We start from the raw sequence: 13,107 nt of genomic DNA on the forward strand, positions 1-13,107 counted from the left end.
GGTCACCGAGCGCAGAACGTAGGAGCAGCAGTGAGTGACATGCGCACCGGTTCGGTGCACGAGGCGACCGGAGCATCCGAGCACCGAGCCACCCCGAAAGACTGGCTGGGTCTGGTGGTGCTGGCATTCGCCGTGTTGCTCATCGCCGTCGACGGCACGGTCCTCGATCTGGCCCTGCCCTTCATCAGCTCCGACCTGGCACCGACCAGCAACCAGCTGCTGTGGATCATCGACGTCTACTCGTTCGTCCTGGCCGGCCTGCTCATCACCATGGGCACGCTCGGCGATCGGATCGGTCGTCGTCGACTGCTGCTGATCGGTGCCGCGGGTTTCGGTATTGCCTCGCTCGTCGCCGCTGTCTCGACCAGCGCCGAGATGCTCATCGCGGCCCGGGTGCTTCAGGGCATCTCCGGCGCAACTCTGATGCCTGCGACCCTCGGCTTGATCAGGACCATCTTTCTGAACCCGCGTCAGCGCGTCGCCGCCATCGGAGTGTGGGGCGCAATGGCCGGTGGCGGTGCCGCCGCGGGACCGCTCGTCGGAGGCTGGCTGCTCGAGCACTACTGGTGGGGATCGGTGTTCCTCATCAACATCCCCGTGATGATCGTGCTGATCGCTCTCGGGCCGCTGGTCATCCCCGAGTCCAAGGATCCGAACCCGGGGCGCTTCGACCTGACGAGCTCGGCACTGTCGATGCTCGCCATCGTGCCCGTGGTGTTCGCGGTGAAAGAGACCGCGGCACACGGATTCGACGTGGTCTATCTGGTCTCCGCAGTGATCGGCATCATCGCCGGGTTCGTGTTCGTGCGGCGGCAGCGAACTCTCGCGGCCCCGATGATCGACCTGCGGCTGTTCGCCAACCGAGCGTTCTCGACGGGTGTGGCCACGAATTTCCTGTCGGTCTTCGCCCTCGCCGGGGTGCTGTTCTTCGGTTCGCAGTACCTGCAGCTCGTCCTCGGCAACAGTCCGCTCGAGGCGGGACTGTTGCTGCTGCCCGGCACCGCCGCCAGTATCGTCACGTCGTTGCTGGTCGCGGTCCTGGTTCGGTACTTCAGCGCGGGAACGGTTCTCGGTGTCGCGATGTTCGTCGCGGCTGCGGGCGCAGGCATCTTGGTCGGCTTGGCCACGGACAGTGGTCCGACACTCTTCATTGCCGGATTCGTGCTCGTGGGCGCAGGCGTCGGTGTTGCGCTCACACTGACCTCCGAGTTGGTCGTCAGCTCCGTCGAACCCGAACGAGCGGGAGCTGCCTCGGCAGTGTCGGAGACCGCATACGAGCTGGGCATCGCGTTGGGTGTCGCCGTACTCGGCACGGTGGTCATGGCCATCTTCCGTCGTGGAATCGACGTCACCCAGCTGACCCCCGAGCTCGGAGCCAAGGCAGGCGAAACACTCGGCGGCGCGGATGCCGTGGCTCGTGGATTGCCGGACTCGATGGCGACGGTTCTGCTCGATTCCGCACATGCTGCCTTCGTAGCGGGCATGCATGTAGCGGCCGTCGCCACCGCGGTGGTTCTCGCCGTCACCGCCGTGTTCGTCCTGGTCAACCTACGCAGGCGTCAGGACTCCAGTACGACGACGGAGTGACCGGGAACCGTGGTGGCAGAGCCGGTCTCGTTCGAGGTCGTCGGCTCCCACTCGAGTAGTGCGGAGCCGCCGACCGGCACCGTCACAGCGGATTCGGACAGGTTGCACACCACGCTGATGCGGCCGCGACGAACGACGATCCACTGCGCGTCCTCGTCGTAGTCCACCTTCACGTGGTCGAGCCACGGGTCGGTCAGTTCGGTCCGGTCGCGGCGCAGCCGCAACAAGTCGCGATAGACGGCCAACAGTCGCGCATGATCGTCGTCGCCCAGCTCCGACCAGTTCAGCTTCGACCGCGTGAACGTCTCGGGATCCTGCGGATCCGGGATATCGCTCTTGTCCCACCCGTGCTCGGCGAACTCCGCCTTGCGTCCCTCTGCCGTGGCCTTGCCCAGCTCGGGCTCGGGGTGCGAGGTGAAGAACTGGAACGGTGTGGACGCTCCCCATTCCTCGCCCATGAACAGCATCGGGGTGTAGGGCGAGGTCAGCACGAGCGCGGCCTTGATCGCAAGCTGACCGGGGGAGAGGTAGAAGCCCGGACGGTCGCCGATCGCGCGGTTGCCCACCTGGTCGTGTGTGGTCGTGTAGGTCACCAGGGAGCTGGCCGGGATGCGCCGGGTGTCCAGTGGTCGACCGTGGATGCGACCACGGAAACTCGAGTACGTTCCGGCGTGGAAGAACCCCTGCCGCAACGTGTTCGCCAGCCCCTGCAGCGAACCGAAATCGCCGTAGTAGCCCTGCCGCTCACCGGAGACCGCGGCGTGGATGGCATGGTGGATGTCGTCGTCCCATTGGGCGTCGAGTCCGTACCCGCCGCCCGACCGAGCAGTGATCAGCATCGGATCGTTGAGGTCGCTCTCGGCGATCAGGGTCAGTGGCCGACCCAGATGTGCCGAGAGACTTCGGGTTTCGATCGACAGCTGCTCGAGCAGGTGCACCGCAGTGTGGTCGACGATCGCGTGCACCGCGTCGAGTCGCAGTGCGTCGATGTGAAACTCGGAGAACCAACGCAGTGCGTTGTCGAGGGCATAGCGCCGCACCTCGCCCGAATCGGCCTCGGCGTAGTTGATTGCCTGGCCCCAGCTGTTGGCCCCCTCGGTCATGTACGGGCCGAAGCGGTCCAGGTAGTTTCCGGACGGGCCGAGGTGGTTGTAGACCACGTCCAGAACGACACCGATACCGCGACCATGGCAGGCATCGACCAAGCGCTGCAAGCCTTCCGGGCCGCCGTACTCTTCGTGCACGGTGTACCAGAGAACGCCGTCGTAGCCCCAGTTGTGCACGCCGTTGAACCCGTTGACCGGCATGATCTCGATGAACGTCACGCCCAGATCGACGAGATGGTCCAGCTTGCCGACGGCCGCGTCGAACGTGCCCTCATCGGTGAACGTGCCGATGTGCAGCTCGTAGATCGACGAGCCGGGCAGTTGCCGTCCGGTCCAGGCCGCGTCGGTCCACAGCGTCGGATCGACTTCGAAGACCTGCGACAGCTCGTGTACGCCGTCGGGCTGGCGGGGCGAACGCGGGTCGGGGAGCGCCTTGTCCGCGTCGTCGAGCAGGAAGCCGTATCGAGAGTTCGGTGCGGCGTCGACGTCGGCGTGCCACCATCCGTTCGAGGACCGCTGCATCGGGTGCACCGTGTCGTCGAGCTGGAGGCGGACCGTCTCCGGGGTCGGTGCCCAGACCTGGAACCGACGGGTCGTTGCCGGTGATGTCACTGCGGAAGACGTCACTGTGTCACCGTTCCTTCGTTGTCGCGCACCAGAAGTGCGACCGGGAGTGAGGCGAACACCTCGGCCACCGACACCGTGCCGGTGTGTTCGACGTCGGTGATGCGGTCGCGCCAACGGCCGTCGGGCAGGGCCACGGATGTCTCACCCCAACCCTGCTCGGACAGGCCGAGCGATAATCTCGTGGCGAGTGCGATCACGTCGGCGTTTCCGGGAACCGGTCCACGCGAGAACCCGACGAGGTGCTCGGCTGCGGATCCGTCCGCGACGATGGGCGTGTAGGTCCCGCCGACGAAACTCTTCGGCCGCTCGCGTCGCACGTGCAGTGCGGCGCGAACGACGGCGAGCTTGGCCGCACCCGTGTCGATCGAGAGCGCAGCGGTGTTCGACGCGGCGAGCATCGATCGACGCACCGAGTAGTCGACGGGCCTTCGGTTGTCGGGGTCGACGAGCGAGTCCTCCCACAACTCGGTGCCCTGGTACACATCGGGGATGCCTGGCCCGGCCAGGTTGAGCAGTTTTTGACCCAGTGCGTCGGAATGGCCGTGCGGAGCGAGCTTCTCGACGAGCATCGACATCGAGCGCGCGACGGCACCGTCGAAGATCGCGTCGAGCCAGCTGTGTACTGCGGACTCGAACTCCTCGTCCGGGTCGGTCCACGTCGTGCGAAGGGCGGCCTCGCGGATCGCCTTCTCCGCATAGGCGTGGACGCGTTCACGCAACGAGGACGTGACCACCCCGTCGGTCGGCCAGACTCCGAACAGGTTCTGCCACAAGAACATTCCGGTGGTGCCATCGGGACTCGGGGTCAGTTCTTCCCAGTCCGTTATACAGCGGGCCCACAGTTCGGGAGTCTGCGACAGCACGCCGATGCGTGCCCGCACGTCCTCGCCTCGCTTGGTGTCATGAGTCGACAGCGTGGTCATCGCCGCCGGCCAACGCTTCGCGCGGTCCGCATTGGTGAGATGGAAGAACTCGGTGCTGCAACCGAATCGGCTGGGATCACCGCCGACCTCCTGCAACGAGATGAGCCGGTTCGCACGATAGAACAGGCAGTCCTCGACACCCTTGGCCGTGACGGCACCGCACACCTGATCGAAGCGCACCGGCGATTCGGCACCGCTGATCAGAGCCGTCGTCAACGCGCCGAGGCCGGTTGCCAATTCGGGCTGCTCCTCGCCGATCTCCGCGATCACTCCGGGCAGCACGCGAGCGAGCGGCGCGTAGTCGGTCCGGTAGACGGGGACGGCCGCGACGACGGCGACGATCGCGTCGATGACGGACTCGAGATCGACGGTGGTGCCCGATTCGCGCACGACGGCCCGCGCGAGGCGTCGCACCTCCGGGGACAGATCGCCGCGGGCGACCCCGGTCTTGAGGTCCAGTTCGGTCTCGTGCAGCGTCTCGCTGTCGTAGGCGATGCCCGAACGCACCTGCGACAGAGCGGTGAGTGCATGCACGCCCTCGGGGTCGACGAACACGCCGCCGACCGCGGCCAAGGCGTCGTATCCGGTCGTCCCGTCGACGGGGAGCGATTCGTCCAACGGTTCGCCGTCGGCCAGGATCTTCTCGATGACCAACCACCGGTCGGGGCCGAGAAGTCCGCGGAGCTCGGTGAGGTAGCCGGCGGGGTCGGCCAGGCCGTCGGGATGGTCGACGCGAAGTCCGTCGATCAGACCGTCCTCGATCCAACTTGCCACCTGTCGATGGGAGTCGGTGAAGACGTCGAGGTCTTCCTGCCGGATTCCCGCCAGACCGTTCACCGAGAAGAAACGTCGGTACCCGATCAGCCCGTCGGACCAGCTCACCAGTCGGTACGACTGGCGATCGTGTACGGCCTGCGCATCGCCGCTGTCGGTGCCGTCGGCGATGGGGAAGCGGTGCTCGTAGAACGCGAGCAGAGGCCGGTCCTCGGAGCGGTCGACGGTCAACTCGCCGACATCGCTCGCGCTCCCGAGAACGGGGATGGCGATCTTGCCGTCGACGCCGTTGTCGGCTCCGAAGTCGATGTCGAAGTACGTCGCGTACTCGGAGTCACGACCGCGACGAAGTACGTCCCACCACCATGCGTTCTGCCGCGGGTCCTCCACTCCTACGTGGTTGGGCACGATGTCGACGATGATCCCCATGCCCACTTCGGATGCACGAGAATGCAACTGCGTCAATGCTTCTCGGCCTCCCAGTGCGGCCGAGACCGTCGAGGTGTCGGTGACGTCGTAACCGTGTGTCGACCCGTCCGTCGCCGTCAGGATCGGCGAGAGGTAGAGGTGGGTGACCCCGAGGTCATGCAGGTAATCGACCACGTCCGAGGCGTCGGCAAGGGTGAAGGCATCGCCCCGCAGTTGTAACCGGTATGTACTGGTGGGCAGCGGCATGTGTCAGGCAGTCTTTCGTAGAACGAGCAAGGAACGAGCGGTGACTTCCACCGGTGTACCCGCTTCGATCGATTTCTCACTTGTCCCGGTTCGCGACGCGGTGTTCAGCGCCACCGTCCATTCCTTGGCGTAATTTCCGTCGGGGGTCACGAACTCGATGGTCTCGTGATGTGCGTTGAAGCACAACAGGAACGAGTCGTCCACCACGCGCTCACCGCGTTGGTTCGGCTCCGGGATTCCCTCGCCGTTGAGGAACACCGTGAGCGACTTGCCGAATCCGCTGTCCCAGTCCTCCGGGGTCATCTCCTCGCCCGCGGGGGTGAGCCAGGCGATGTCTCGAGCCTGCTCGCCGGTTCGAATGGGGCGGCCCTCGAAGAACCGTCGGCGTCGGAACACCGGATGCTCGGCGCGCAGCGCGATGGCGTTGCGGGTGAACTCGATCAGTTCGGCGTTCTTCTCTGCCAACGACCAGTCCATCCAGGCCAGTTCGGAGTCCTGGCAGTAGACGTTGTTGTTGCCTTGCTGGGTGCGCGCCATCTCGTCGCCGTGGGCGATCATCGGCGTGCCTTGGCTCAGTAGCAACGTCGCCATGATGTTGCGGATCTGGCGCGCACGCAGGTCCAGGATCTCCGGATCGTCCGTCGGGCCCTCCACGCCGCAGTTCCACGAGCGGTTGTGACTCTCGCCGTCGTTGTTGTCCTCGCCGTTGGCGTCGTTGTGCTTGTCGTTGTACGACACCAGATCGTTGAGCGTGAACCCGTCGTGCGCGATGACGAAGTTGATGCTGGCACCGGGGCGACGGCCGGTGGCCTCGTACAGATCCGAGGATCCGGTCAGTCTCGATGCGAACTCACCCAGTGTGGCCGGCTCGCCCCGCCAGTAGTCGCGCACGGTGTCGCGGTACTTGCCGTTCCACTCCGTCCACAGGCCGGGGAAGTTGCCGACCTGGTAGCCGCCCTCGCCCACGTCCCAGGGCTCGGCGATCAGCTTCACCTGGCTGACGACCGGATCCTGTTGCACCAGATCGAAGAACGCGCTCAGGCGATCGACGTCGTGCAGTTCGCGCGCCAGGGTCGACGCGAGGTCGAATCGGAATCCGTCCACGTGCATCTCGGTGACCCAGTAGCGCAGCGAGTCCATGATGAGCTGCAGCGTGTGCGGGTGTCGCGCGTTGAGGCTGTTGCCGGTACCGGTGTAGTCCATGTAATGCTCGAGGTCGCCGTCGACGAGCCGGTAGTACGCGGCGTTGTCGATGCCGCGGAAGCTGATGGTCGGGCCCATGTGGTTGCCCTCGGCGGTGTGGTTGTAGACCACGTCGAGGATCACCTCGATGCCGGCGGCGTGGAACGAACGGACCATGGCCTTGAACTCGGTGACCGCGGCACCGGGGGACTGCAGCGAGGAGTACTCCGCGTGCGGGGCGAGGAAACCGAATGTGTTGTAGCCCCAGTAGTTTCGCAATCCCTTGTCCAGCAGAACCTGATCCTGCATGAACTGGTGCACCGGCATCAGCTCGATGGCCGTGACACCGAGGTGGTTGAGGTGGTCGATGATCACCGGGTGCGCCAGGCCCGCGTAGGTGCCGCGCTCGGCTTCGGGGATGTCGGGATGGTTGATCGTCATGCCCTTGACGTGGGCCTCGTAGATCACCGTCTCGTGATACGGGCGTTTGGGAGCGCGATCGGCCTGCCAGTCGAAGAAGGGGTTGATCACGACGGTGGTCATCGTGTGTCCGAGCGAATCATGCTGGGGGAAGTCGTTGTTCGGCACCTCGTCGTGCGCGACGGGGGCTTCGTCGATGATCTCGTCGTCGGGATCGGCGAGATCGGCGGCGTCCTCGAACGGGACCTCGACGTCGAGCGAATCCGCGGCTTCCTCGACGATCCGTACCTCGGACTCGGGCTCGGGTTCGGGAGCCGGGGCGTCCATGTTGTACGAGAACAGCGATCGGTCACCGTCGAACGTTCCCTCGAACGCCTTGCCGTACGGATCCACGAGCAGCTTGCTCGGATCACAGCGATGCCCGGCGGCCGGATCCCACGGGCCGTGAACGCGATAGCCGTAGCGCTGACCCGGTACCACCGTGGGCAGGTACGCGTGCCAGACGTAGCCGTCGGACTCCTCGAAACGGATGCGGGTCTCGGTGCCGTCCTCGGCGATCAGGCACAGATCCACCGCCTCCGCGACCTCGGAAAACAAGGCGAAGTTGGTTCCTGCTCCGTCGTAGGTTGCGCCCAGCGGATAAGCGGATCCCGGCCATACTGCGATGGCAGGCGTGTCGTCGGAGGCTTCGTGCAGCATGGATCAACCCTACTGTGGCGGGTGGGCCCGGGCTTACCGAGCGCGAGCCGCCCCGCTCACGGTCCGGCCCACCAGCCGGTGGCCGATCCGATCTGTCGGCCCAGCTCGGTGGTGAGGGTTCGCACGTAGGTCGCGGTGAGATGGTGTTCGTCACGGTAGATCAGAACGTTTCCCTGCTCGGCGCGGCACACGAAGTCGTCGCACACGGCATCGGACAGGTCGAGCGCAGAGAATCCGCCCAGCTGAAACGACGAGGCCAGGGCCGGATTGACGGGGTCCAACGCGTCGTCCCTCGGAATACCGCACGAGACGGCCGTGCCGCCGTCGGCGAGGCAGTCGATGGCCCGGTAGGCGAGCCACGGGGTGTCTCGGATACCGAGAATCCCGACGCCGTCCGCGGTCAGTTGCTGCCACACCGAGGCGTACCAGGGGGGAGTGAAGTCGCCGGGGGCGTCCTCTCGAGGCCGGGTGGCGGTTGTGAACACGTAGTCCGGCTGCATGTCGGCGATGTCGGAGAGCACGGTCCGAGTCCAGTCCAGGCAATCCGGGTACTCGTTCGGGCCGAGCATCGGCATCGTGTTCACGCTCAGCGGGCATCCCATCTTGAGGAAAGTGACCACCGCGAAGCCGTGTTCACGTCCCAGGGCGTCGAGGGCCGTGACCCAGTGCTCGGCATGCGAGCTGCCCGCCAGCACGATGGTTCGGGTCGCGTCGACGTCGCCGTAGGAGCACGAGATCGCTTCCCGGGTCTCGAAATCCGCGATGCAGCCCTCGATGGTGGTGGCCGGCAGGTCCTCCGGGGCCGAATACAGGGGCGGGATCACGTCGGCGGTGTCCGCACGAATCCCGTCGGTCAACTCGAGCGCGCCCGGGTGGGTCAGCTCGTCGATGGATCCGTTGGCTTGCACGGCGTCGATCGAGCGGCTGATGTAGGCGTTCCACCCGATCGAACTCGCGGTGACCGCGACCGCGGCCACCACCGCACACGCGGTCACCGCGATGCGTGCCGGGGTGAACGTGGTCGACTGCGTGGGCCGCTCGACCAGACGAACGGTGAGGAATGCGAGTGCGACCGAGGCAGCGACGATGCCGAGGCCGCCGAGCATGTCGACGTGGGACCGATCGGTGGCCGAGAGGTAGAAGATCAGCAGCGGCCAGTGCCACAGGTAGAGCGGAAACGCGATGGATCCGAGCCAGGCGAAGAAGCGGTTGGAGAGCGTGGCCGCGACGGCCGTCTCGGAACCGGCGACGATCAGCGCGATGGTGGCCAGCACCGGGATCAGGGCCAGCGGCCCCGGAAAAGCAGCAACACCGTCGACGAGAAAGCCGCACGCGACGATGACACCGATGCCGACAACGGCAAGGGCCCCGCGTGCTGCGGAGCACGTTCGGGTGTCACGGGCAGACGGCTCGGCCGCCGTATTGCCGCTGCGTGCGGCGAACACGGCTGCGACTGCCGCCCCGAGCATGATCTCCCATAGTCGCGCCCCGGTGTCGTAGTAGTTCCACGCCTGGTGGCGTCGAACACCGTCTGCTGCGTACACGAAAGACACCACCGCGATCACGGCGAAAATCACCGCGAACGTCACAGGTCGAAGACTTCGTGGTCCCTCGGGTCGCGCGACACGCCGGACCCATGCCAGACCGAACACGACGGCAATGGCCAGTAGGTAGAACTGGAACTGCACGGCCACCGACCACAGGTGCTGAACGGGACTCACCGAGGGGTCGGCCGCAAGGTAGTCGTTCGCCGTCGTCGCCAGCTGCCAGTTCACGAAGTAGAAGACACCGGCCACCAGCTGATCGCCCAGGTCGGCCCATCGGGTCCGGGGAAGCAGGAACACCGATGCGACGGCCACCGTGAACAAGGTGATCAGCAGTGGCGGCCCGAGTCTGCGCAGTACTCGCGAGATACGCGTGATCGGGTTCAGGCTCGCGCCGGACTCGGCCGATCTCAGCAGAGATGCAGTGAAGAAGAAGCCGGACAGGGTGAGGAACACATCGACGCCGCCCGACACTCGACCCATCCAGATGTGGAAGACGACGACGAGGGCGATGGCGACACCGCGCAGGCCGTTGAGGTCGTGTCGCTGTGGTGGCCGACGCGGTTCGCTCGACGGCGGAGCTGCGTCCCCCTGAGCCGGAACGGCAACTGCGGCCGAGGTATCGGCGCTGCTCTGGGGTACGTGCATGGAGGAGAAGTGACTTCCCGGCTGTGTATCGACCACTCGGTCGGGGGTCGCGGACGGTTGGTACCCGACTCCGGTGAAATCGGGATTCAGGGGGAAACAATACGTGTACGTGAGGTGAAGTACCCCTCGGAGTCTGCCTTGCGGCAATAGTCCCAGTTCGCGGACGGTTTCGGTCCAGCCACGCATGACCGGCTTGCGCATGCATGAGGCGTATGCAAGCATTTATCAAGCGCGTGCAACTAAACGCGATAGCTCGATAAATGCGTACGCATCTTCCATTCAGGAGTTCAGACATGCCACTCGGCTTGCTCGCCCTCGCCATCGGGGGATTCGGAATCGGTCTGACCGAATTCGTCATCATGGGCCTACTGCCCGAAGTCGCGGCCGATTTCGCGGTCACCGAGGCCACCGCCGGCTGGCTCATCACCGGCTACGCGCTCTCCGTCGTCGTCGGGGCCCTGATCGTCACCGCCGCCGTGACACGGTTTCCTCGCAAGAACGTCCTGCTCGCACTGATGTGCCTGTTCATCGTCGGCAATCTCGTCTCCGCACTGTCGAGCAGCTACGAGATGATGCTGTTCGGCCGCGTCGTCGCAGCGCTGTGTCACGGAGCGTTCTTCGGCATCGGTGCCGTCGTCGCGGCGAGCCTGGTCGAGCCGGCGAAGAAGGCCGGAGCCATCGCCATGATGTTCGCCGGCCTCACCGCCGCCAACGTCCTAGGAGTTCCGTTCGGGACGTTCCTGGGTCAGAACCACGGTTGGCGCTCGACGTTCTGGGCGATCACGGTGATCGGCATCGTCGCGTTGATCGGCATCGCCACCCTCGTTCCTCGCGACACCGGGAGCGACGAGGTGAGCAATCTGCGTCGCGAGTTGCGCGCGTTCCGGTCGGTGCAGGTATGGCTGTCCATTGTGGTCACGGTGCTCGGGTACGGCGGCATGTTCGGTGCGTTCACATACATCGCGTTCACGCTCACCGACGTCAGTGGCTTCGCGTCGAGTTCGGTGCCGTGGCTCCTCGTGCTGTTCGGCGGCGGGTTGTTCGTCGGCAACTATCTCGGCGGCAAAGCGGCAGACCGCAACCTCACCGGCACACTGACGATTCTGCTCGGGGCACTGACCGTCGTACTCGTCTTCTTCGCGCTCACCGCGGAGAGTCGCCCGGCGACGATCGCATCTCTCGTGCTCATGGGTGCGTTCGGTTTCGCGACGGTCCCTGGGCTGCAGATGCGGGTGATGTCGTTCGCATCCGACGCTCCGACGATGGCGTCCGGCGCGAACATCGCCGCATTCAATCTCGGAAACGCATTGGGCGCGTGGCTCGGCGGTGTGACGATCTCCGCCGGTCTCGGCTACACCTCGCCGATCTGGGCCGGAGCCGGTATCACTGCGGCGGCCTCGATCGTTCTGTTGTTCGCAACCGGTCTGCTTCGACGCGCCGACGCGGATCCGGTCGCGGGAGCGAGCCGACCGAGCGCTGCGACCAGTGCTGCGGGATCGTCCACCTGAAGGCCGAAGGAGTCGGCAGTACCGTCGACCCTCCGTCGCTTCAGAGGCGCGGGCACGGTAACCGTTGTGGCACAGGACAGGTCGATGTCGACCGAGGTGCCGTCCTGATTCGGTAGTACGAGTCGGCCGCCGTCGAGAGCCGGCGACGCGACTCCGTAACGGCGGTGGATTCGGGCGGAGACGATGGTCGCTCGGTTCACCGTCGCGACGACCTTCCCGGAGGATCGCAGAGTGAGTGTCGTCGGCGAGAGAACATGAGGATGGACGCGGGCCAGCGCGACCGACGAGGTGAGTACCAGCAGTGACGCCGCCGACAGGGCGGCAACCACTGCACTGATCCACAGCACCGGAATCAGCAGATGCAGAACGGCCATCTCGATGACGGTGACGATGCCGAACATCGCAGGCATGGCAAGGGTTCCACGCACTGCCGTGAACGTTGCGGAGTCCGAGTCGACCGGGGCATGCCGTCCCCGCGCCCACAGCAGCAGTGCGTGCCATCGGCCGACCTGGCCGGGAGTGTGGACCGTCATCGAGCACCACCGGGGCGGATGGGTTCGCCGGTCTCCAGACGCGCGATGGCCTCGATGATCACTGCGCGCTGAGCGGGATCGGGCACGATGTCGTCGATGCTCAGCGGGCCGCTCTCGTGGGCAGGGACGTCGGGCTCCGTCGAGACGAGAGCGTGGATATCGAGCACCGACGCCAATTCTGCTGCGAGAGAATCGATGTCACCTGCGGCATCGTCGACGCCTCGGCCTTCGAGCGCGCTGAATCTGCGCAGGAGTGCCAGGTACTTCAGACGGGTTCCGGGATCGTCGAGCGTCGCGGTCATCGTCTCGAAGAACGACGCGGGGACGGTGCTCGAGATCGCCATCACCTCGAGTAGGTCACGTTCACGAAGCAACGCGTCTCGGTCGGTCTCGGCGGCAGTATCGATCAACGCGGCCAGTGTGTCGGCCGCATCGCGCGGCAGGGCCGTCAGTGGACGCTGCTCGACGGCGTCGTCGAGCAGGGCCGACAAACGAGCATGCCTGTGCGCCAGCGCTTTTTGTTCCGTTTCGATAGCCGCGAGCAGAGCGCGCAGATCGGCGACCACGTCGCTCTCGTCCGTAGCGGACCGGTCGAGGGCGGCTGCGATCGCACCGAGGGGCATTCCGGCATCGGCGAGCCAGCGAATTCTCATCAGTCGAACCACGTCGTCGATCGTGTACTCGCGATAGCCGTTCGACAGTCGGCGCGGCTCACCGAGCAGGCCGAGACGGTGGTAGTGACGCACGGTTCGAGGTGTCGTTCCGGCGGCCTCGGCCAGGGATCCGATTCTCATGTGTTCAGTGTGAACCGTGACGCTACGTCAAGGTCAAGATCGGCCGCGCCCTGCTCGTGAGCAGTCCGATACGACGCACCGAGTAGT

At 65.6% G+C, this 13,107-nt stretch carries 7 protein-coding genes; 2 read left to right on the forward strand and 5 right to left on the reverse strand.

Annotation, left to right across the window (positions count from 1 at the left end; genetic code table 11):
* Positions 1-39: 39 nt before the first annotated feature.
* Positions 40-1,587, forward strand: coding sequence for an MFS transporter (locus CH273_RS26720; protein ID WP_032394368.1), 1,548 nt, complete (start codon positions 40-42; stop codon positions 1,585-1,587).
* Here the strand turns inward: CH273_RS26720 and treZ are convergent.
* Genes treZ through CH273_RS26740 form a run of 4 tightly spaced genes read right to left on the reverse strand, consistent with a single transcriptional unit; the run spans position 1,560 to position 10,185 of the window.
* Entirely contained in the window at positions 1,560-3,320 is a 1,761-nt protein-coding gene (gene treZ / locus CH273_RS26725; protein ID WP_230596639.1) for a malto-oligosyltrehalose trehalohydrolase, read from the reverse strand. The genes CH273_RS26720 and treZ overlap by 28 nt on opposite strands.
* The gene (gene treY, locus CH273_RS26730) at positions 3,317-5,692 is read right to left on the reverse strand and encodes a malto-oligosyltrehalose synthase (protein ID WP_032394366.1); all 2,376 of its coding nucleotides are present in this window, start codon (positions 5,690-5,692) and stop codon (positions 3,317-3,319) included. The genes treZ and treY overlap by 4 nt, the downstream gene beginning before the upstream one ends.
* Positions 5,693-5,695: 3 nt before the next feature.
* Positions 5,696-7,993, reverse strand: a complete 2,298-nt coding sequence (glgX, locus tag CH273_RS26735) for a glycogen debranching protein GlgX (protein WP_032394365.1) — start codon at positions 7,991-7,993, stop codon at positions 5,696-5,698.
* Positions 7,994-8,049: 56 nt separating this feature from the next.
* Positions 8,050-10,185 carry an acyltransferase family protein gene (locus CH273_RS26740; protein ID WP_032394364.1) on the reverse strand — a complete coding sequence of 712 codons (2,136 nt, stop codon included), beginning with the start codon at positions 10,183-10,185 and terminating at the stop codon, positions 8,050-8,052.
* Positions 10,186-10,478: 293 nt separating this feature from the next.
* Here CH273_RS26740 and CH273_RS26745 point away from each other — a divergent pair, with 293 nt between their 5' ends.
* Positions 10,479-11,693: an MFS transporter gene (locus tag CH273_RS26745; protein ID WP_032394363.1), complete on the forward strand. Its 1,215-nt coding sequence runs from the start codon at positions 10,479-10,481 to the stop codon at positions 11,691-11,693.
* 529 nt (positions 11,694-12,222) lie between these two features.
* On the opposite strand, the gene CH273_RS26750 is transcribed toward CH273_RS26745, so the two are convergent.
* The gene (locus tag CH273_RS26750; protein WP_032394362.1) at positions 12,223-13,020 is read right to left on the reverse strand and encodes a MerR family transcriptional regulator; all 798 of its coding nucleotides are present in this window, start codon (positions 13,018-13,020) and stop codon (positions 12,223-12,225) included.
* Positions 13,021-13,107: the final 87 nt, after the last annotated feature.

It is taken from the genome of Rhodococcus sp. 05-339-2, assembly GCF_002258965.1.
Classification (GTDB): Bacteria; Actinomycetota; Actinomycetes; order Mycobacteriales; family Mycobacteriaceae; genus Rhodococcoides.